Origin of the sequence: Propioniciclava coleopterorum, assembly GCF_011393335.1 — a bacterium.
GTDB classification, from domain to species: Bacteria; Actinomycetota; Actinomycetes; order Propionibacteriales; family Propionibacteriaceae; genus Propioniciclava; species Propioniciclava coleopterorum.
Genome location: NZ_CP049865.1, coordinates 1,276,301 through 1,295,861 on the forward strand (window position 1 = coordinate 1,276,301; position 19,561 = coordinate 1,295,861).

15 protein-coding genes are annotated in these 19,561 nt (G+C 72.9%); 9 read left to right on the top strand and 6 right to left on the bottom strand.

The genetic code is table 11. The features are described from left to right. Positions 1-83: 83 nt before the first annotated feature. Positions 84-1,757 (top strand): DUF885 domain-containing protein, encoded by a 1,674-nt coding sequence (locus G7070_RS06200; protein WP_246227422.1) that lies wholly within the window; start codon positions 84-86, stop codon positions 1,755-1,757. A 60-nt stretch (positions 1,758-1,817) separates the two neighbouring features. Here G7070_RS06200 and G7070_RS06205 read toward each other — a convergent pair whose 3' ends face one another. Next, on the bottom strand, positions 1,818-2,321 hold the full coding sequence (locus G7070_RS06205; RefSeq protein ID WP_166232810.1) for a hypothetical protein: 504 nt from the start codon (positions 2,319-2,321) through the stop codon (positions 1,818-1,820). Then, positions 2,318-3,133, bottom strand: coding sequence for a hypothetical protein (locus G7070_RS06210; protein WP_166232812.1), 816 nt, complete (start codon positions 3,131-3,133; stop codon positions 2,318-2,320). Before G7070_RS06210 ends, G7070_RS06205 begins: the two co-directional genes overlap by 4 nt. A 215-nt stretch (positions 3,134-3,348) precedes the next feature. On the opposite strand from G7070_RS06210, the gene G7070_RS06215 reads away from it, so the two are divergent. After that, the gene (locus G7070_RS06215; protein ID WP_166232814.1) at positions 3,349-4,389 is read left to right on the top strand and encodes a hydroxyacid dehydrogenase; all 1,041 of its coding nucleotides are present in this window, start codon (positions 3,349-3,351) and stop codon (positions 4,387-4,389) included. 58 nt (positions 4,390-4,447) lie between these two features. Here the strand turns inward: G7070_RS06215 and G7070_RS06220 are convergent, their stop codons facing one another. Together G7070_RS06220 and G7070_RS06225 are read right to left on the bottom strand one after the other, a co-directional pair. Continuing rightward, positions 4,448-5,407: a polysaccharide deacetylase family protein gene (locus G7070_RS06220; RefSeq protein ID WP_166232816.1), complete on the bottom strand. Its 960-nt coding sequence runs from the start codon at positions 5,405-5,407 to the stop codon at positions 4,448-4,450. A 3-nt stretch (positions 5,408-5,410) separates the two neighbouring features. Continuing rightward, positions 5,411-6,835, bottom strand: a complete 1,425-nt coding sequence (locus tag G7070_RS06225; protein WP_166232818.1) for an amino acid permease — start codon at positions 6,833-6,835, stop codon at positions 5,411-5,413. 260 nt (positions 6,836-7,095) lie between these two features. On the opposite strand from G7070_RS06225, the gene G7070_RS06230 reads away from it, so the two are divergent. From G7070_RS06230 to G7070_RS06255, 6 genes are all read left to right on the top strand, one after another. After that, positions 7,096-9,411: an exo-beta-d-1,3/1,6-glucosidase gene (locus tag G7070_RS06230; RefSeq protein WP_166232820.1), complete on the top strand. Its 2,316-nt coding sequence runs from the start codon at positions 7,096-7,098 to the stop codon at positions 9,409-9,411. Positions 9,412-9,481: 70 nt separating this feature from the next. Continuing rightward, a complete protein-coding gene (locus G7070_RS06235) occupies positions 9,482-10,660 on the top strand; it encodes an alginate lyase family protein (RefSeq protein ID WP_206079982.1) in 1,179 nt (392 codons plus the stop codon). A 122-nt stretch (positions 10,661-10,782) separates the two neighbouring features. Beyond that, positions 10,783-11,571, top strand: a complete 789-nt coding sequence (locus G7070_RS06240) for a discoidin domain-containing protein (protein ID WP_166232824.1) — start codon at positions 10,783-10,785, stop codon at positions 11,569-11,571. Further along, complete coding sequence (locus G7070_RS06245) at positions 11,544-12,287, top strand: hypothetical protein (RefSeq protein WP_166232826.1); 744 nt, start codon at positions 11,544-11,546, stop codon at positions 12,285-12,287. The genes G7070_RS06240 and G7070_RS06245 overlap by 28 nt, the downstream gene beginning before the upstream one ends. Beyond that, positions 12,284-15,184 (top strand): X2-like carbohydrate binding domain-containing protein, encoded by a 2,901-nt coding sequence (locus G7070_RS06250; RefSeq protein WP_166232828.1) that lies wholly within the window; start codon positions 12,284-12,286, stop codon positions 15,182-15,184. Before G7070_RS06245 ends, G7070_RS06250 begins: the two co-directional genes overlap by 4 nt. Positions 15,185-15,305: 121 nt before the next feature. Continuing rightward, positions 15,306-16,280 carry a Gfo/Idh/MocA family protein gene (locus tag G7070_RS06255; protein ID WP_166232830.1) on the top strand — a complete coding sequence of 325 codons (975 nt, stop codon included), beginning with the start codon at positions 15,306-15,308 and terminating at the stop codon, positions 16,278-16,280. A gap of 114 nt (positions 16,281-16,394) precedes the next feature. Here G7070_RS06255 and G7070_RS06260 read toward each other — a convergent pair whose 3' ends face one another. Further along, positions 16,395-17,057: a PIG-L family deacetylase gene (locus tag G7070_RS06260; RefSeq protein ID WP_166232832.1), complete on the bottom strand. Its 663-nt coding sequence runs from the start codon at positions 17,055-17,057 to the stop codon at positions 16,395-16,397. 37 nt (positions 17,058-17,094) lie between these two features. Further along, positions 17,095-18,624 (bottom strand): aspartate:alanine exchanger family transporter, encoded by a 1,530-nt coding sequence (locus G7070_RS06265; RefSeq protein ID WP_166235049.1) that lies wholly within the window; start codon positions 18,622-18,624, stop codon positions 17,095-17,097. A gap of 203 nt (positions 18,625-18,827) precedes the next feature. Here G7070_RS06265 and G7070_RS06270 point away from each other — a divergent pair, with 203 nt between their 5' ends. Beyond that, positions 18,828-19,520 carry a FadR/GntR family transcriptional regulator gene (locus tag G7070_RS06270; RefSeq protein WP_166232834.1) on the top strand — a complete coding sequence of 231 codons (693 nt, stop codon included), beginning with the start codon at positions 18,828-18,830 and terminating at the stop codon, positions 19,518-19,520. Positions 19,521-19,561 lie beyond the last annotated feature (41 nt).

Here is a 19,561-nt window from a genome sequence, read left to right on the forward strand (position 1 = left end):
GAGGCGGCCCTCGCCGGAGGTGTGAAGACTTACCGGCGACCCGGACGTCCTCCCGCGCGGGATCCCTCGGTACGGTTCAGGGCGTGAGGGAAAACACTGCCATTGACCAACTCGCCGAGGACCACACCCGCGCGCTCGTCGCCGCCAGCCCGCTGCTGGCGACCGTGCTCGGGGTGCCCGGGAGCGAACACCTGCTCGACGACCTGTCCCCCGCGGGACACGACGCGATGGCCGCGCTCAACCGCGCCACCCTGAGCAGGCTCGCCGACCTGGAGCCCGTGGACGCCACCGACGAGGTGACGGCGGCCTCGCTGCGCGACCGGCTGGGCCTGGAACTGGAGAGCCACGAGGCCGGCGACCACGAGCGCGACCTCAACAACATCGCGTCCCCGGTGCAGGGCTACCGCGACGGCTTCGACCTGATGCCCACCGCCACCGCCGAGCACTGGGCGCACATCGCCGCCCGGATGTCGGCCCTGCCGGACGCGCTGGCCGGGTACGCCGAGACGCTGCGCGCCGGCGTCGCGCACGGCCGGGTGCCGGCGCTGCGCCAGGTGGAGCTCGCGGTCGCCGAGACCGCGGGCCTCGCGGACGCCGACGGCTCGTTCTTCACGACGTTCGCCGCGGGCGCGCGTCCGGACGGCTCGCCCGCCGCCGGCGCGCTGGCCGAGGACCTGGCCCGCGGCGCCGCCGCCGCCCGGAGCGCCTACGCGACGCTGTCGCAGGTGCTGCGCGACGAGATCGCCCCGCACGCCCCGCAGGAGGACGCCGTGGGCCGCGAGCGCTACGCGCGCGCCTCCCGCTACTTCCTCGGCGCCACCGTGGACCTCGACGAGACCTACGAGTGGGGCGTGGAGGAACTCGCCAGGATCACCGCCGAGCAGGAGGCGATCGCCCGCGAGATCGCCGGTCCGGACGCGACGGTCGCCGACGCCGTCGCGGCGCTGGACGCCGACCCCGCGCGCCGCCTGGTCGGCACCGCCGCGCTGAAGGCCTGGATGCAGGAGAGGGCCGACGAGGCCATCGCGAAGCTCAACGGCGTCCAGTTCGACATCCCCGAGCCGCTGCTCACCATCGAGTGCATGATCGCCCCGACCCAGTCGGGCGGCATCTACTACACCGGCCCCACCGACGACTGGTCGCGTCCGGGCCGGATGTGGTGGAGCGTCCCGCCGCAGGTCACCGAGTTCAACACCTGGCGCGAGCTGACCACCGTCTACCACGAGGGCGTCCCCGGGCATCACCTGCAGATCGGGCAGGCGGTCTACAACGCCGACGAGCTCAACTGGTGGCGGCGCCAGATCTGCTGGCTGTCGGGCCACGGCGAGGGCTGGGCGCTGTACTCCGAGCGCCTGATGGACGAGTTCGGCTTCCTGCAGGATCCCGGCGACCGGTTCGGCATGCTCGACAGCCAGCGGCTGCGGGCGACCCGCGTGGTGCTCGACCTGGGCGTCCACCTGGGCAAGCCCGCGTTCGCGCGCTACGGCGGCGGCACGTGGGACTACGACAAGGCCTGGCAGCTCATGAAGGACAACGTCAACATGGACGACGGCTTCCTGCGCTTCGAGCTCAACCGGTACATGGGGTGGCCGGGGCAGGCACCGTCCTACAAGGTCGGTCAGCGGCTGTGGGAGCAGATCCGCACCGACGCCGCGGCGGCCGCCGGCGAGGACTTCTCGCTGCGCGACTTCCACCGCCGCGCGCTCAACCTGGGCTCGGTCCCGCTGGACGTCCTGCGCGACGCCCTGCTCGGCTGACCCGACACGCGGACGCCCCCGGCCTTGTCGAGACCGGGGGCGTCCGCGCGTCCGGGCGGCTCAGCGTTCGGGCAGCGTGGTCGTGTCGACGACGTAGGCCTGCGGGTGGGCGGCCAGGTAGCGCACCGTCACCGGGGAGTCCAGGGGGATCCACACGTCCGTGTCGGGGTACAGCGGCGTGGAGAAGAAGTCCATCGGCTGGACGTGGCGCACTCCCTCGGTCGTGGTGAACACCACGTAGTCGCCCTCGATCTGGCCCGGCACGGGCGTGCCGTTGGCGTGGATGTAGGCGTGCGTCACCGGCAGCCCCAGCATGCTCAGCAACCCGACCACCCCGCCGCCCAGCACGACCACCGCGAGCACGCGGTAGACCAGCCTCTGCACGCCCGCCGCGGCGGCGCGGCGGCGGCGGGCGGGCGTGCTCGCCGCGTCCACGGGCTCGCGGGCGCCGCGCGCCATCATGAGGAGGCCGAGAAGGCTGAACCCGGCGATGAAGACCATCGCGTAGCCGTGCGAGACCGGGAAGTTCACCAGCCACACGAGGGTGTCGAGGAGTTCGCTCACGCCACGGTCTCCTTCTGGATCGTCACCGCGACCGTCGCGGGGTCGTGCGGTTCGTACATGGCGTAGACCGGGGACCCGACCTGCAGCCGGTCCAGGGCCTGCGGGTAGACGAAGGTGGTCGTCGAGGCCTCCCAGGGCGAACGCCCGTCCTCGGGCGTGAGGAGCAGCGTGAGGGACAGTTCGACGTGCCCCTCGCGCCGCACGCCCGTCGGCCGCAGCGACAGGACGCTGGCGGGCACCGTCACGCCGCGCGTCCGGGCGCCGACCAGGCGCGGGTCCAGCAGGCCGCGGCCGATCCGCCAGCGCAGCAGCGCCTGGCCGACCTCCGGCTCCGAGGGATCCGCCAGGACCACGTCCTGCGTCCGGGGCGAGTAGTGCAGCGGCAGCGGGTTGCCCACGACCAGCGCGACGGCGTCCACCGTGTCGACCAGCGTGCGGATCCGAGCGGGGAACGCAGGCCCGTCCGCCGGGGTGACGGTGAGCTTGATGTCGTACTGCGGGACGTCGTTGACCTCCAGGCCCGTCCGGGAGACCTTGTCGATCACCCCGACGCCGACCTCGGTCATGTCGGAGGTCCGCCGACGCCCCGCGATGTGCAGCCCCGCGCCCGAGCCGCCGACGAACGAGCCCGCGCCCATCGTGAGCAGGATGCCCCAGAAGACGCCGACGAAGATCACCGGGGCGCCGGTGGTGTCCCCCGACATGAACGGGAGGATCGACGTCGACTGGTCGACGCGCGTCAGCCCCTCGACCGCCCAGATCACCAGCACCGCCGAACACAGCAGGAACAGCGCCCGCCCGATCCATGCCATGTCGCCGCCCTCCACTCGGTCCGTGACCAGCCTAAATGCGTCCGGGACGCTGTTCCCGGGGCGTCCACGGCGCCGGATGGGCGTCGGCGGGTCGGCCCGTGCCGGAAACGAGGGCGGGCGAGCAACGCCGACCGCGACGCGCCAAGATGGGTCTCAACACACCCGCGCGACCGACACGGCCGGCCGCATCGCGACCCACAGGAAGAAGCATCCACATGACCACGACCTCGGCCTCTGAGCCGGCCTCGACCGCAGCGACGCGACGCCCCGGCGCCCTCCTGGTGATGAACGAGGCGTCCTACCGGGCGGCCCTGTCGCCGGAGTCGCTCGCCCGCCTCGGAGAGAGCGTCGACCTGCTCGTGCCCGGCCCCCTCACCGACGTGGCGGCGCTGCCCGACGACGTCCTGGCCCGCACCGAGGTGCTCATCACCGGCTGGGGCGCCGCGCCCATCACCCCGAACGCCGACCGGCTGCCTGCGCTCCGCGCCCTGGTCCACACGGCGGGCACCGTCAAGCACCTCGTCACCCCCGACATGATGCGCGCCGGCCTGGCCGTGAGCACGGCGACCGCCGTGAACGCGCGCCCCGTCGCGGAGTTCGCGACCGCGGCCATCATCTTCGCGCTCAAGCGCGTCCCGGCCGCCCGGGCCAACTTCCTGCAGACGCGCGACAAGCGCGGCGCCGGCTACCAGGCGGGCATCGGCGCCCACGGCGGCACCGTCGGCCTCATCGGCGCCTCGCGGGTGGCCCGCGCTATGAAGCCGTGGCTGGACCTTCTGGAGATCCGCGTCGTCGTGAGCGACCCCTACCTCGACCCCGCGGACGCGGCCGCCCTGGGCTGGGAACTGGTCGACCTCGACACGCTCCTGCGCCGCTCGGACGTCGTGTCACTGCACGCCCCCTCCACCCCGGAGACGGCAGGCATGCTCGGCGCCGCGCAGTTCGCGTCCATGAAGGATGGGGCGACCTTCATCAACACCGCCCGGGGAGCCCTCATCGACCACGACGCGCTGGCCGCCGAGGCCGCGGCCGGACGCCTCGACGCGATGCTGGACGTGACCGACCCGGAGCCGCTGCCGGCCGATCACCCGCTCTGGGAACTGCCCAATGTCTGGATCACCCCGCACATCGCGGGGTCCATCGGCGACGAGGTGCTGCGCCTGGGGGCGTCGGCGGTCGACGAGGTGGAGCGGTTCGTCGCGGGAGAGCCCTTCGAGCGGCCGGTCGAGGTCGAGACCTGGGCGCTGATCGGCTGAGGCGTCGAGCGCCGGCACGACGCCGGGGGACGGCGCGTCCCCCGGCGTCGGCTCGTCCTCAGCTCGGCGCGGGGACCTGCTCCGCGAAGGACCGGGCGATGTCGGTGCGCGTCATGAACGTCGCGCCCGGGGTGTCGAGGGCGTAGCGGACGAACTCGGCGAGCCCGTTGAGGCGCGCGGGGTTCCCCGTGATGCGGGGGTGGATGCCGATCGACATCATGCGTCCGCAGTCGTCGCCGTCGTCGAGCAACTGGTCCAACGTCCGCTTGGCCGTGTCGACGAAGTCCGACGGCGAGCCGAAGCCGGTGCCCATGATGTAGCGGCAGTCGTTCGTGACGAGCGAGTAGGGCACCACCAGGTGGTCCTTCCCCGCGACCTTCGTCCAGAACGGCAGGTCGTCGCCGTAGTAGTCGGAGTCGTAGAGGAAGCGGCCGTCCTCCACGAGGAGCTCGCGGGTGTTCACCGACATCTCCCGGCAGTACCAGCCCACGGGCTCCAGGCCCCAGTTGCTCCGGAACGACTCCATCGCCAGCCCGATGACCTCCCGCTCCTCCTCGCGGGAGTACTCGTAGTGGTCGATCCACCGGTAGCCGTGGCTGACGAGGTCGTCGCCCCGCTCGACGATCCGTTCGGCGACCGCCGGGTTGCGCTCCAGCGCGACGGCGGCGCCGAAGACCGTCAACGGGACCCCGAGCCGGTCGGCCATCCGGAACATCCGCCAGATCCCGGCGCGGGAGCCGTACTCGTACATCGACTCCTTGGCCAGGTCCCGCTGGTCGTCGACGTCGAACGGCAGTTCGTACATGCCGTCGTTCATGCCGTCGCCCATCGCGAAGGTCTTCTCCGAGCCCTCCTCGTAGTTGATGACGATGTTGACCGCCACCTTCGCGCCGTCCTTCCACCGGACGCGCGGGGGCGTGGCCCCGTACCCGACCAGGTCCCGCTCGGGACCCGCCACGCCGGGCAGATCGTCGTTGCGGAACCAGTGGTTCCGCGCCACCTGCTTCGGATCCGCCATGACTCAGACCTCCTTCGTGTCGGACGCCACGGCCCGGGTCGGCTCGGACGTCCGGGCCTGCACCTCCAGGTACCGCCGCTGCCCGAAGAACTGGTAGTACCCGACCGTGATGAGCAGCCAGATGATGCCGGCCAGCAGCGTCTTCCAGCCGTCCTCGACGAACAGCAACCCGACCATGGTCGCGATGATGAGGACGATGGCCAGCCACCGGGCCAGCGGTGCCGCGGGAGCCTTCCACGCCAGCGTCCCCTCGGCCTCGAACTTCTTGCGCATGGGCCCCTGGGCCAGCGCGATCATCAGCCACGCGAACATGAAGCCGAACCCGGAGAAGCTGGCCAGCCACAGGTAGGCCCCCTCGGCGAAGACCGCCATGAGCGCGCCCACGAACAGCACCAGGGTCGACAGCATGATCGCGTTGCGCGGAACGTTGCGCGCGCCGCCCACCTTGGCGAACACCGGCGGGAAGTAGCCCTCCCGCGACATCGAGAACATCATCCGGCTCGTGGCGTAGATGCCCGAGTCGATGCAGCTCAGCGCGGCGGTCAGCACCACGAAGTTCATGATGTTCGCCGCGACCGGCCCGCCGAGGATGCCCATCGCGTCCACGAAGGGGCTCGAGGACGTCCCGGCCTCACGCCATGGCAGGACGGCCGTCAGGACCACCATCGACAGCACGTACAGGACGCCGATCCGCACGATCGTGGAGCGCAGCACCTTGGGCAGGTCGCGCACGGGATCCTCCGACTCCTCCGCCGCGGTCCCGATCGCCTCGGTGCCGCCGTAGGAGAACATCACCAGCATCATCGCGCCGAGGATGCCGAGGATGCCCGCCGGCGCGAACCCGCCGTCGTTGACGAGTGTGTCCACCGACGCCGGGGAGTTGGGCAGCACGCCGGTCAGGGCGGTGGCGCCCCAGATGATGAACACGACCAGCGCCACGACCTTGATGAGCGCGAGCCAGAACTCCACCTCGCCGAAGAACGCCACGCTGACCAGGTTGACGACGGTCATCAGCACGGCCACGGCCAGGGCGAACGTCCAGATCGGGATCGCGGGGAACCACACGTGCAGGAACGTGCCCGCCGCGATGGTCTCCGACGCGGGCCCGATGAGGAACGCCAGCCAGTAGGTCCAGCCGGTGGCGAAGCCCGCCCGCGGCCCGAACGCCTCCTGCGCGTAGCGCTGGAAGGATCCGGCGACGGGCCGGGCGATGGCCATCTCCACGAGCAGCATCAACACGCACAGCGCGAGGACGCCGCCCACGAAGTAGGCGATGACGACGGCGGGGCCCGCGACGGCGATCGCGCCGCCCGCGCCCAGGAAGAACCCTGCTCCGATGACGCCGCCGACCGCGATCATCGTCATGTGCCGGGCCTTGAGCCCTTGGTTGAGCGACCCCTCGAGATGGGTCGGCGTGTGTGTACTCATGACCGCCTCCTTCTGCCGACGCGCGCGGCGCGTCGGTGGTGTGCGGCCCGCCCCTTCCCCCTGGGCGCGGTCAACTCGGTGAGCCGATCTCCCCGTGGGCGGCACGGGCGGGTCGAGTTTCCTGCTCTGACGAGCATAAGCCGACCTCGGCGCCGTGGGAAGAACGCCGTTCTGGGGCGGGTCGCCGGGCCGCGCACCACCCTTCGGACCCCGGAGCGGGTTCTGCCCCTCTCGGCCGGTGCGCGCCTCACCACCGTGAGATGCTGAACCGCACCGCCGAGGGAGGACCCACCGTGAGCCACGCGCCCTACCGCGACCCCGAACTGCCCGTCGCCGAGCGCGTCTCCGACCTGTTGGGACGCATGACCGCCGAGGAGAAGGTCGGCCAGATGATGCAGCTGGACGCCCGCGGCGACCTGGACGCCATGGTGCTCCACACGCACGTCGGCTCGATCCTGCACGCGTCTCCGGAGAAGGTGCTGCGCAGCCACGACCTCACGGCCACCACGCGGCTGGGCATCCCGCTGCTGGTCGGCGAGGACTGCATCCACGGGCACTCGTTCTGGGACGGCGCGACGATCTACCCCACCCAGCTCGGCATGGCGGCCTCCTGGGACGCCGACCTGCTGGAGCGGGTCGCCCGCGCGACCGCGGTCGAGGTGGCCGCGACCGGCATCCACTGGACGTTCTCGCCGGTGCTGTGCATCGCCCGCGACCTGCGCTGGGGCCGGGTCGATGAGACCTTCGGCGAGGACCCGTTCCTCATCGGCGAGCTCGCCTCCGCGATGGTGCGCGGCTACCAGGGCGCCGGCCTGGACGACCCGACCGCCATCCTCGCCACCGCCAAGCACTTCGCCGGCTACTCCGAGACCCAGGGCGGGCGCGACGCGTCCGAGGCCGACATCTCCCGACGCAAGCTGCGCAGTTGGTTCCTGCCGCCGTTCGAGCGGGTCGCCCGCGAGGGGTGCCGCACCTTCATGCTGGGCTACCAGACCACCGACGGCGTCCCGATCACCATCAACGACTGGCTGCTCACCGACGTGCTGCGCGGCGAGTGGGGCTACACCGGGACGCTGATCACCGACTGGGACAACGTCGGCCGCATGGTGTGGGAGCAGCAGGTGCAGCCCGACCACGCGCACGCGGCCGCCGCCGCGGTGAAGGCGGGCAACGACCTGATCATGACCACGCCGCAGTTCTTCGCCGGCGCCCTGGAGGCGATCGAGCGCGGCCTGCTGCGTGAGTCCGACCTGGACGCCGCGGTGGGCCGCATCCTCACCCTGAAGTTCGAACTCGGGTTGTTCGAGGACCCGCGCCGCCCCGACGCCGCCCGCATCGCGTCGGTGGTGGGCACCCCCGAGCACCGCGCGCTGAACCTGGAGACGGCCCGGCGCTCGCTGGTGCTGCTCCGCAACGACGGGACGCTGCCGCTGGCGGACGCGCCGCTGGCGGACGGGCCGGCGGCCGACGACGGCCGGGCGGCGTCCGGGACGCCCCGGCGGATCGCGGTGGTGGGGCCGCTCGCCGACGACGCGCAGAGCCACCTCGGCGACTGGGCCGGCGGCTCGGGCCAGGCGGGCTACCTGGAGGCGGCGCCGCGCGCCATGATCACCACGATCCTGGACGGGCTGCGCGCGCACGTACCCGACGACTGGAGCGTCACGCACGCCCGGGGCGCGGAGATCCTCACGGTCGGCCCCGACCCGACGGGCGCCTTCTTCCCCGACGGCCAGCCGACCGCGCCCGTCGTCATCCCGACCCCGCCGGACGCCGCGCAGATCGCGGAGGCCGTCGCCGCGGCGGAGGCGTCCGACGTGGTGATCGCGGTCGTGGGCGACCGGATCGAGCTCGTCGGCGAAGCCCGGTCGACCGCCACGCTGGACCTGATCGGCGGCCAGATCGCGCTGCTGGACGCCCTCGCCGCGACCGGTAAGCCGCTGGTGGTGGTGCTGCTGGCGTCCAAGCCGCTCGTGCTGCCCGACTCGGTCCGGGACGCCTCCCTGTTGTGGGTGGCCAACCCCGGCATGGAGGGCGGCCGGGCGATCGCAGAGGTGCTGCTCGGCCTGGTCGAACCCTCCGGGCGCCTCCCGATCTCGTTCGCGCGTCACGTCGGGCAGCAGCCGACCTACTACAACCAGATCCGCGGCCAGCACGGACGCCGCTACGCCGACCTCACCCAGAACCCCGCCTTCGCGTTCGGCGAGGGCCTGTCCTACACGACGGTCACCTACACCGACCTCGTGCTCGAGCGGACCGCGCTGCACCCCGGGGACAGCGTGGCGGCCGCGGTGACGCTGACGAACACCGGACGCCGACCCGCGCTGGAGACGGTGCAGGCCTACGTCTCCGACGTCGTCACCTCGGCCAGTTGGGCCGACCAGGAACTGAAGGCGTACCGCCAGGTCGCGCTGGCGCCGGGCGCGTCGGCCCGGGTGCGCCTCGCGATCCCGGTCGCCGACCTGACGCTGGTCGACGCCCGCGGCGAGCGGGTCGTGGAACCGGGCGAGTTCGAGCTGCGCGTCGGGCCCTCCTCGCGCCGCGAGACCCAGCTGACGGCCCGGTTCACCATCTCCTGACGCCCGGGGAGCCGCAGCAACTCCTGGCATGCGATGGCGGTTTCCCTGCCCGGCCTCTACTGTCCGCGGCATGGACTTCCCGGAGACCGGGGCGACGATGCCCCTGCCGACGGCGCCCTCTCCCACGGTGCTCGGCCTGGCGCCGACCGAGCGTGCGCGCGTCCTGGACGCAGCCGAACGCCACCTCGCCGAGCCGCCCCGCACGGTCACGGCGGCCTCGTCGCCGCGCAGCGCCGGCGGGACGCACGACTTCTTCTCCGAGGGCGACTACTGGTGGCCGAACCCCGACGATCCGGACGGCCCCTACGTCCAGCGCGACGGCCTGTCCAACCCCGACAACTTCGTGGAACACCGCCGCGCGCTGATGCGGCTCAGCGTCCAGGTGCCCGCGCTCGCCGCCGCGTGGCTGCTCACCGGCGACCCCCGCTTCGGCGATCACGCGGCCCGGCACGCGCGCGCCTGGTTCCTCGACCCGTCGACCCGGATGAACCCGCACCTTCGGTTCGCCCAGGCGATCCACGGGCGCACGACGGGACGCGGCATCGGCGTGATCGACACGATCCACCTGGTCGAGGTGGTGCGCGCGCTGCAGGTGCTCGAGGCGTCCGGCGCGCCCGGATCCGCGTCCGGCGAGGGCCTGACCGCGGACGAGTTCGACGCCGTCCGGGGCTGGTTCCGCGCCTATCTGGAATGGCTCACCACCAGCGCGAACGGGATCGAGGAGCGCGAGCAGGAGAACAACCACGGCACCTGCTGGGCGATGCAGGTGGCCGCCTTCGCCGCCTTCGTCGGGGACGAGACCACGCTCGGCGCGCTGCGCGAGCGGTTCACGGCCGTCCTGGTGCCGGGGCAGATCGAGCCGGACGGCAGCATGCCCCGCGAGCTCGCCCGCACCAAGCCGTTCGGATACTCGCTGTTCAACCTGGACGCCTTCGCCACCACGGCCCGGCTGCTGTCCACGCCCGAGGACGACCTGTGGCGCTTCGAGACCGCGGACGGCCGCGGGCTGCCCGCCGCCACGGCGTTCCTCGCGCCCTTCATCGCGGACCGCTCGGGCTGGCCGCTGCCGCCCGACGTGATGTACGACGACCAGTGGCCGATGCGGCACCCGAGCCTGCTGTTCGCGGGGCTCGCCTACGACGACCCCGACGTCCTGGCGCTGTGGGGCCGCCTCCCGGCGGACTCCGACGTCGACGAGGTGATCCGCAACCACTTCGTCCGCCAGCCCCTGCTGTGGGTGCCGCACTGAACCCGGGCACGAAACTGTCCGATCACGCCGCGAGGATGACCACCCGACCTTCCTGCGACCCCCAGCACTCGAGCCGCCCTTCCCGAGCCGAACCGAACCCCCGACGAGAGACGAGGACGACGATGTCTGAGCCCCACGCCCCACGCACCCGGTCGCGCCGCCTCCTGGCGGCGGCGACCAGCCTGTCCCTCCTGGCCGCCGCCCTGATCGCGGGGGCCACCCCGGCCGTGGCGGCCGCCGCCCCGGGGGTGACCACGTACGCGTCGGTGGACGCGATGGTCGCCGACAACCCGGGCGCCTTCTGGGCCGGCACCGCCGGCGCGGCGGGCGCGGGCAACCTCGTGCCCGACACCGTGAAGGGCGGCACCAGCGGGACGCCCAACGTCAAGGCCAGCTCCGCGAGCACGAACACCCCCGGCGGCGCGGACGCCACCTACGCGTTCGACGGCGTCCGGGACGCCTCGCTGGCCAACAACAACGGCACCTCGTGGGCGACCAACAGCGCCGCCGACCACCAGAACCCGGCCGCGACCACCTACGGGCTGGCGGTCGACCTCGGCGCCGCGCAGGCGTTCGACACCGTCGTGGTGTACGGCGGCAAGAGCGGCATCGGCGCCTACAAGGACACCGAGATCGGTGCCATCACGCTGGAGACCAGCACGGACGCCGCCGCCTGGGCCGCGTTGGCGCCCAACGTCAGCGGCGCCCAGAACTGGCCGCTGGCCGGCGCGCCCGGCTGGTCGACGTTCGCCGCACCCAGCGCGGCCGACAACACCAGCCGCGTGTTCGTGTTCAGAACCGCCTCCCCCATCACCGCGCAGTACCTGCGCGTCAACCTCGCCAAGGGGCGGCGAGCGCCCAGACCTTCGTCAACGCGTTCGAGGTGTACGACTCCACCCGGCCGCCGGTGACCGAGCCGGAGCCGCCGGTGCTGGTCTCGCCCGCGGCCGGCACCTACGAGTCCGGCGTCTCGGCCGCACCGGTGATCGAGTTCACCCCGCACGGCAGCACGCTCACCGGCGTGACCCGCGACGGCACCGCGGTGGACCCGGCGTCCTACACGGTGGAGGCCACCGCCGACCGGCTGAGCGTCACGCTGGCGACCGCGTTCCTGGACGCCCTGGTCACCGACGCCCCCGTCGCGCACGCGTTCGCCTTCGCGTTCAGCGACGGCACCACGCTGACGCACACGCTGACGATCGAGCCGGCCACCGCGTTCCGGCAGGGTTCCTTCGTCTACTTCACCGACTTCTTCAACGAGGCCGCCAAGCCGGGCAACGCGCTCGGGCTCGCCCCCGGCTACGACTTCGGCGAGGAGCCCTCGCCGGCCCAGGGCGGCACCGACGTCGACGGCAGGACGCCGGCCCGCGCCGGCGCCGGCCTGATCCGCCCCTCCACCGTGCGCTCGTCGCTCGACGAGGGCTCCAGCGCCGACCTGGCCACGGTCACCGGCTCGAGCTGGGCGATCGACGCCAGCGGCGACCCGTCCCTGAACGCGCCGAAGATCAACCACTTCTTCGACGGCGTCCGCTACGCCTCCCCCGGCACGGCCGTCGGCACGGCGTGGCAGACCAACGGCGGCACCGACCACGCGGCCTTCAAGCAGACGCCATTCGGGCGGCGATGAAGCTGGACGGCGAGACTCTGGTCGACACCGTCGTGATCTACGCCGGTCGCAAGGGCGCCTCGGCGTTCAGCCACGACCCGAACATCACCAACTACGGCTGGGTGACCGGGGTGTCCATCCGGACGAGCACCTCCGACGCCGACTGGGCCGCCCTGAACAAGGCGCAGGCCCCCGGCCCGGCCGGCGACTGGACGACCCCCGCCGCGGGGAACTGGTCGGCGTTCGGGAAGACCGTCCCGGTCAAGCAGGGGCCGGCGGGCGACGTGGTGAACACCGGGACGCCGAGCCAGGTCAACACCAAGGGCGGGCCGGCCGAGCGCGTGTTCGTGTTCCACGCCAAGGAGCCGATCCCCGCCAAGTACATCAAGGTCGACTTCGAGCGCGCCGAGAACCCCAAGGCGCCCGGCAAGGCGCTCCAGGCCCAGTTCGGCTACTCCTTCGAGGTCTACAACACCGCCGACCCGGTCGTCAGCCCGACCGCGGTGGAGTACAACACCAAGAAGGACGCCCCCGTCACCGCCTCGCTCTACACCGCGGGCGGCGCACTGACCGGGATCACCGGTCCCGCAGGGGCCCTGCGCGCCGGCACCGACTACACGGTCACGCCGGGCGCGAACGGCGCCGACACGATCACGTTCGCCCGCGGCTACCTCGACGGGCTCCCGCTCGGCGACACCGCGCTGACGCTGACCGTCGGCGGCCGGACGCTGGCGCTCACCCTGACCAAGGTCACGCCGGAGGATCCGACGCTCGACGCGGCGTCCGGCAGCTACGACAAGACGGCCCCGGCGACCCTGCCCAGCGTGGGCGTCTCGACGCCGGGGGGCAACCGCCTCACCGCGGTGACCCTGGGCGGCGTCCCGCTGGCGGCGTCCGACTACACGCTGAAGGACGGCCGGCTGACGTTCGCGCGCTCCTGGCTGGACGCCCTGGCCGTGGGCGAGCACCGGCTCAGCTTCGACTTCGCCTGGGGCGACGTCGCCTCGCGGCCCTACACCTTGACGGTGACCGAGTCGGCCGGGGCGTTCCTCGAGGCGTCCTGGGGCTGGTACAACACCCGCTTCCCGACCACGCCGCACACCCTCGCGGTGGGGTTCGGCGCGGCCGGCGGCTACGCGTTCGGGTCGGTCACCGGCCTGACGCCGGGCACCGACTACACGGTCGAGGGCTCGACCCTGACCTTCGCGTCGGGGTACCTGGCGGGCCTGGGTGAGGGTGAGCACACCGTGTCGGTGGTGTTCGCCAAGCCGGGCGCGCCCGACGTCACGCTGCCCTTCACCATCCGGGTGCAGCCCGGCTCGGGCATCGACTACTCGACCTGGCAGATCGAGTCGCAGGAGAACAACGGGCAGAACCTGTCGAAGGTCTACCCGTCCTCCCAGCTCGTGGCCCGGGACTACACGCCCTGGTGGTACGGCGACACCGCCGGCGAGTACGACTACTTCATGACGTCCTCGACCGGCTACAAGACGGCGAACGCCGCCAACTCCCGCACCGAGCTGCGCGAGCTGACCCCGAACGCCGACCAGCAGGCGTGGTGGAACCACGACGGCTTCCACCAGATGAGCGGCGGCTACCGGGTCGAGTACGTCGACCAGCTCCGGGACTCGGGCAAGGTCGCCATCGCGCAGCTCAAGTCGAACGGCTCGCAGGCCGAGGTGTTCGTCGACAAGGCCTTCGCGTTCTCCACCATCGGCGTCACCGGCACGGGCGTCTCGCCCAAGGTGGACGGCCCGGCGACCTCGACGGGCGCCGGCACCCCGTTCGCACTGACGGCGTCCGTGGTGGACGGCCGCGCGCAGTTCAGCATCGACGGCACGGTGATCTTCACCCAGGAGTTGGGCGAGTACCGGGACAACTTCTACTTCAAGGCGGGCAACTACGACCAGAACACGCCCAACGTGGCCGACCCGGATCCGAACGAGCCCAACAGCCTGGTCGGCGTCTCCGACCTGACGGTGCTGCACAACCCGATCCGGGGGCGCCTGGTCGGCGCCGACGGTCGGCCGCTGGCCGACCGCACCCTCGGCTACTCCCTGATGGACGCGCCCTCGCAGGTCGCCGACACCTACGGGCGCACCATCGGAGGGCTCAGCGTCACCACGGACGCGGAGGGTTACTTCGCGATCACGAACGTCCCCAACGGCCGGGTCGGGTTCGCCGACGGCGTGACGCCCAACAGCGTCTCCCGGACCGCGCGGGTCGAGATCGACCTGCCGACCGTGCCGGGCGCCGACCCGAGCCTGGCGGCGGGCGACCTGGGCGTCCTCGAGGGCGGCAAGCTGGTCATCGACGCCGCCCCGGCGGCGGGCATCACCGATTGGCGGACCGCCCGGACCGTCCAGTACGTCGTCCCGGACACGACCGCTCCCACGGTGACGGTCAAGCCCGAATCCGTGGGCCGCGACGGGGTCTACTCGCAGGTCTCCTTCAAGCTGTTCGACGCCGGCAAGATCGACCGGCTCACCCTGAACGGCGTGGAGAAGGATCTGGTGGACGACGTGTGGTCCGACCTCAACGGCGTGAAGCCGGGCGTGTTCGGCGCCCGGGAGGGCCAGAACGAGCTGACGGTCCGTGACGTCGCGGGGAACGCGACCACCCTGACCTTCGTGCTCGACGCCACCGCGCCGACGGTCACCGTCGAGGCGGCGGGGACCCAGCAGGTCGGCAACGGCGCGTACCGGGTCGTCTCGGTCGCGCTGGCGGACGCCCACCTGGTCGACCGGTACGTGATGAACGGGGTTGCGGTGGACGTCACCGACGCCGCTCGGGTGGACGTGGCCGGCATCACCCGCGTGGGACCCCGCCCGACGCCCGGGGCCGTCAAGGGCGCCAACACCCTGACGGTGTACGACGTCGCGGGCAATGCCCGCACGTGGGAGTTCCGGCTGAACTGACGTGGCGCGGGCCGGCCGGAGTCGGTCGGCCCGCCCGCGTCGGGCGGACGGGGAGGACCGGGCGCAGACAGCGAGGGGCGTCGTGGGGGAGGATGTGGGGGCACCGACCCTGGAGGAGACCATGCTGCGATTCGGCGTCATCGGCACCAACTTCATCAGCGACTGGTTCGTCGGCGCCTGCGCCGGGCGCGCGGACGTGACGGCCGTGTACTCCCGCAACCCCGACACCGCCAAGGCGTTCGCGTCCCGGCACGGCATCGAGAAGGCGACCACGAAGCTCGACGAGATGATCGCGGCCGTCGACGCCGTCTACGTCGCGAGCCCGATCCGCGCGCACCACCAGCAGGCGCTGACCGCGCTGCGCGCCGGCCGGCACGTCCTGGTCGAGAAGACGATGGCGGGCTCGGCGAAGCAGGTCGGGGAGATCCAGGCCGCCGCGATGGCGTCCGGGCTGGTGGCGATGGAGGCCGTGCGGAACCTGCACACCCCCGCGTACCAGGCGATCAAGGACGCGCTCCCCCGGCTCGGGACGCTGCGGCAGGCCGACCTCGTCAAGGAGCAGTACTCGTCGCGCTACGACGCGTTCAAGGCCGGCGAGGTCCTGAACGCGTTCGATCCCGCGCTGGACAACTCCGCGATCGCCGACATCGGCGTGTACCCGCTGCAGCCGGCCCTGGACCTGTTCGGGGTGGGACCCATCGCGACCCACGGGAGCTCGGTGCTGCTCGACAACGGCTTCGAGGCGGCCGGCAGCCTCGTGCTCGGCTACCCCGACCGGGTCGCGACCGTGTCGTGGTCGAAGATCACCGCCGGGGTGACCCCCAGCGTCATCCTCGGCGAGGACGGCGCGCTCACCATCGACGACATCGCCGAGACCAGCCGCGTCACCTTCACCCCGCGCTCCGGCGACGCCGAGGTGCTGTTCGACCGGGCGCCTGTCTCCCCCGGCGAGACGATGGCGGGCGAGATCGAGTCCTTCCTGGCCCAGGTGGACGCCGGCGCGTCCGACCAGCACCTCGCCGCGCTGACCCTGGCGTCCCGGCGCATCATGGACGCCCAGCTCGCCCAGTACCACCCGATGCCGGACGAGCGCTGACGCCCTCGGGCCCGGCGCGGACGCGCGTCCGGGCTCAGGCCGGGCGCAGCGTGAAGCGCAGCAGGATCGGCTGGCGCTGCCCGCCGACGTGGACGACGTCGTCGCCGTCGACGGTCACCTGGCTGGCGTGGTGCGCCAGCGCGGCCTTGACCCGGCCCGCCTGGCCGGGGGTCTCGATGGTGTCGCCGGGGCCCTCGGGTCGGAGGACACCTCCCAGAACGGGACCCCGAGGCTGCGGGCCGCGGACCGGCTGGGTTCGTGCAGCGCGACGTGGTCGGGGTGGCCGTAGCCGCCGTGCGCGTCGTAGCTGACGATCACGTCGGCCTCGCGGGCGCGCGCGTAGGCGGCGATGTCGGCGGCGACCTCCTCGGGGTCGGCGAGGCTCAGCGCGTCGGGGCCCGCCTGCTCGCCCGGACCGGCCAGCGTCTCGGCCTCGTCGAGCCACACCATCCCCGAGTCGGTGTAGCGCCGCGGCGCCCGGCCGTCCGCGCGGGCGCCCGCGTCGCCGAGGAACGCGCCGTGCCGCACCCCGAGCTCGCGGGCGGCGGCCGCCACCTCCCCGACGCGCGCCGCGGCGAGTTCCTCCCCCGTGAGCCCGTCGAGCGTGCCCGGCACGATCTCGCCCTGCTCGCCGCGGGTCGCGGTCAGCACCGACACGTCGAGCCCCCGGTCGGCGAGTTCGGCGATCAGGCCGCCGGTGGCCAGCGTCTCGTCGTCGGGGTGGGCGTGCACCAGCACGACGCTGCGCGCGTCGCCCAGGAGGTCGTCGAAGCTCATGGCCTCAGCGTAGGCGTGGGCGGCTCCGGGAGGCCCGTCAGGCCAGGGCGATGACCTGGACCAGCAGGATCTTCACCACGGTGCCCAGCGCGAACAGGGCGCCGTAGGCGGAATCGATGCGCTCGTCGTTCACGCGGCCGTTGGCGTAGGCCAGGATGGCCGGCTGCCCGACGAAGCCGGCCAGCGCGCCCGCGGTGCGGGGCGCCGACAGGTCGAGGAAGCGGGCGGCGACGATCAGCACGCCGCAGCCCAGCAGCAGGGTCAGCGCCGACACCGCGACGACGGCCGCGCCGGTGGCGGTGAAGGCCTGCCGGATGAACGCGGGCCCGGACGCCAACCCCACGCAGGCGAGGAAGATCATCAGCCCGAGCTGACGCAGGGTGGCGTTCACGGGGTGGGGCAGGTCCCAGCGGAACGGGCCGACGCGGTGCAGGCCGCCGAGCACCATGCCCACGACGAGCGGGCCGGCGGCCGTCCCCAGCCCGAACGCGATGCCGCCGGGCAGCGGGATCGAGATGAAGCCGGCGAGCAGGCCGAGCAGGATGCCGAAGCCGAGCGTGAGCGCGTCCACCTGCGAGACCCGGCGCTCGGAGTCCCCGAAGAACAGGCTCGCGCCCTCGAGGTTCGCGTTGGGCACGACCGCGAGCACGCGGTCGCCGGGCTGCAGCACCAGGTCGTCGCGGGCCAGCATGTCGATGTCGCCGCGCCGCACCCGGGTCACGATGCCGTGCAGCCGGCCGGTGACGTTGAGCTCGGCGATCGTCCGCCCCACCAGCGACGGGTTGGACACCACGAAGCGCCGGAAGTCGACCTCGCGGCGGTCGTGGGTGAGCGTCCGCTTGCTGGGGCGTCCCAGGAAGGAGCAGGCGGCGGCGACGTCGTCGGGGTTGCCGACCACCAGGACCCGGTCGCCGGGCTCCAGCGGCTCGCCGGGCTGCAGGACGCGCATCGCGCCGTCGCGCTCGAGATAGGAGAACTTCACCGCCTGCCGCCGCCAGCCGGGAATGTCGCCGGGCAGGACGGGCTTCTCCACCACGACGCTGCTGGCGGTCAGGCCGGCCTCGGCCAGCGAGGGCGAGTCCCCCGCGCCGCGCCACCGGCGGGCGACGACGACCGCGACCACCGCCATGCCGACCACCACGCCGGTCGGATAGGCCAGGGCATACCCGACGAGCGTGTCCGGGGCGCCACGCGTGGCCGTGATGGCCGCGTCGATGGCCGGGGAGGTGAGGACGCCGGCGTACGCCCCCGCCAGCACCTCGTGGCTGAGCCCGAGGGCGTCGACCAGCAGCAGGCCCGCGCCGGCCATGGCGAGCAGGCCCAGGACGCCGGCGACCATCAGCCCCCACTGCCGCCGCAGATCCGAACGGAACGTGGTGCCCGCCGCGAGCCCGACGGTGTAGCAGAACAGGACGACGCCGAGGGATTTCACCAGGTCGAGCCCCTCGCCGAAGCGGGGGTCCAGGGCGCCGACGACGAGTCCCATGAACAGGGCGCCGGCCGCGCCGAACCGGATGGGCCCGAACGGGATCTGACCGAACAGGCCGCCGAGCGCCAGGACGAGCATGAGCGTGAGCAGCGGGTTGGCCGCCAGCACGTCGAGCACGAAGAGCCACCTCCTGGATGCGCCCGCGGGCCCCGCGGGCCACCCCAGTGTCCCGCGTGCGGCCGCCCGACGCCATCGGGACCGGGCCGGCGGCGTCCGCGGCAACCGCCGGGCGGATTTCCCCACCGGGTTCCGCCGTTGGGCTGATCAGGGACAATGGGAGCATGACGGCGCAAGGGGGATTCGAGTCGGTGCTCGACTATCTCTCCGGCGAGATCATGCACGGGCGGGTCGCCCCGGGCACCCGGCTGCCCAACGAGCGCGAGCTCGCCGCCCGTCTCGGGGCCAGCCGCAGCGCCGTCCGCGAGGCGATCAAGGTGCTGCACGCCCAGGGCGTCGTGACGACGCATCCCGGCGCGACGGGCGGCACGCGGGTCGCGAGCCACCCCGGCGACGCGTTCGGCCGGATGCTGAAGCTGCACGTCGCGCTCGACACCATCTCGATGCGCGAGCTGACCCAGACCCGCATGGTCCTCGAGCGCGCCGCGGCCGAGGTCGCGGCCACGCGCCGCGACGACGAGGGGCTGGCCGAACTCGACCACCTCCTGACGCTGCAGCAGTCGTGGGCGACGGCGCAGGCCTTCCACGACCTCGACACCGCGTTCCACCTCGCCGTGGCCCGCATGGGCGACAACCGCCTCGTGCGCGACCTGACGATCGCGATCCGCGAGGCGGTGGCCTCCCACATCCTCGCCGCCGAGAACATCGCCCCCGACTGGGAGCGGCTGCGGCCGCGGCTGGTCGAGGAGCACCGCGGCATCGTCGCCGCGATCCGTCTGGGGGATGCCGACGCGGCGGGTCGACTCGCCGCCGACCACGTCCGCAGCTCGCACTCCGCCCTGCGGCTGCTCGACTGAGCCGCCGTGCCCGGACCCGCGCGTCGGGCGAGGGGCCGACG

Coding starts and splice junctions, on each gene's coding strand:
- G7070_RS06260 (WP_166232832.1), bottom strand. CDS start 17,057: ATGAGCTTCGACGACCTCCTGGGCGACGCGCGCAGCGTCGTGCTGGTG.
- G7070_RS06250 (WP_166232828.1), top strand. CDS start 12,284: ATGAAGCTGGACGGCGAGACTCTGGTCGACACCGTCGTGATCTACGCC.
- G7070_RS06215 (WP_166232814.1), top strand. CDS start 3,349: ATGACCACGACCTCGGCCTCTGAGCCGGCCTCGACCGCAGCGACGCGA.
- G7070_RS06230 (WP_166232820.1), top strand. CDS start 7,096: ATGCTGAACCGCACCGCCGAGGGAGGACCCACCGTGAGCCACGCGCCC.
- G7070_RS06270 (WP_166232834.1), top strand. CDS start 18,828: ATGACGGCGCAAGGGGGATTCGAGTCGGTGCTCGACTATCTCTCCGGC.
- G7070_RS06255 (WP_166232830.1), top strand. CDS start 15,306: ATGCTGCGATTCGGCGTCATCGGCACCAACTTCATCAGCGACTGGTTC.
- G7070_RS06235 (WP_206079982.1), top strand. CDS start 9,482: ATGGACTTCCCGGAGACCGGGGCGACGATGCCCCTGCCGACGGCGCCC.
- G7070_RS06210 (WP_166232812.1), bottom strand. CDS start 3,133: ATGGCATGGATCGGGCGGGCGCTGTTCCTGCTGTGTTCGGCGGTGCTG.
- G7070_RS06240 (WP_166232824.1), top strand. CDS start 10,783: ATGTCTGAGCCCCACGCCCCACGCACCCGGTCGCGCCGCCTCCTGGCG.
- G7070_RS06265 (WP_166235049.1), bottom strand. CDS start 18,624: ATGCTCGTCCTGGCGCTCGGCGGCCTGTTCGGTCAGATCCCGTTCGGG.
- G7070_RS06225 (WP_166232818.1), bottom strand. CDS start 6,835: ATGAGTACACACACGCCGACCCATCTCGAGGGGTCGCTCAACCAAGGG.
- G7070_RS06220 (WP_166232816.1), bottom strand. CDS start 5,407: ATGGCGGATCCGAAGCAGGTGGCGCGGAACCACTGGTTCCGCAACGAC.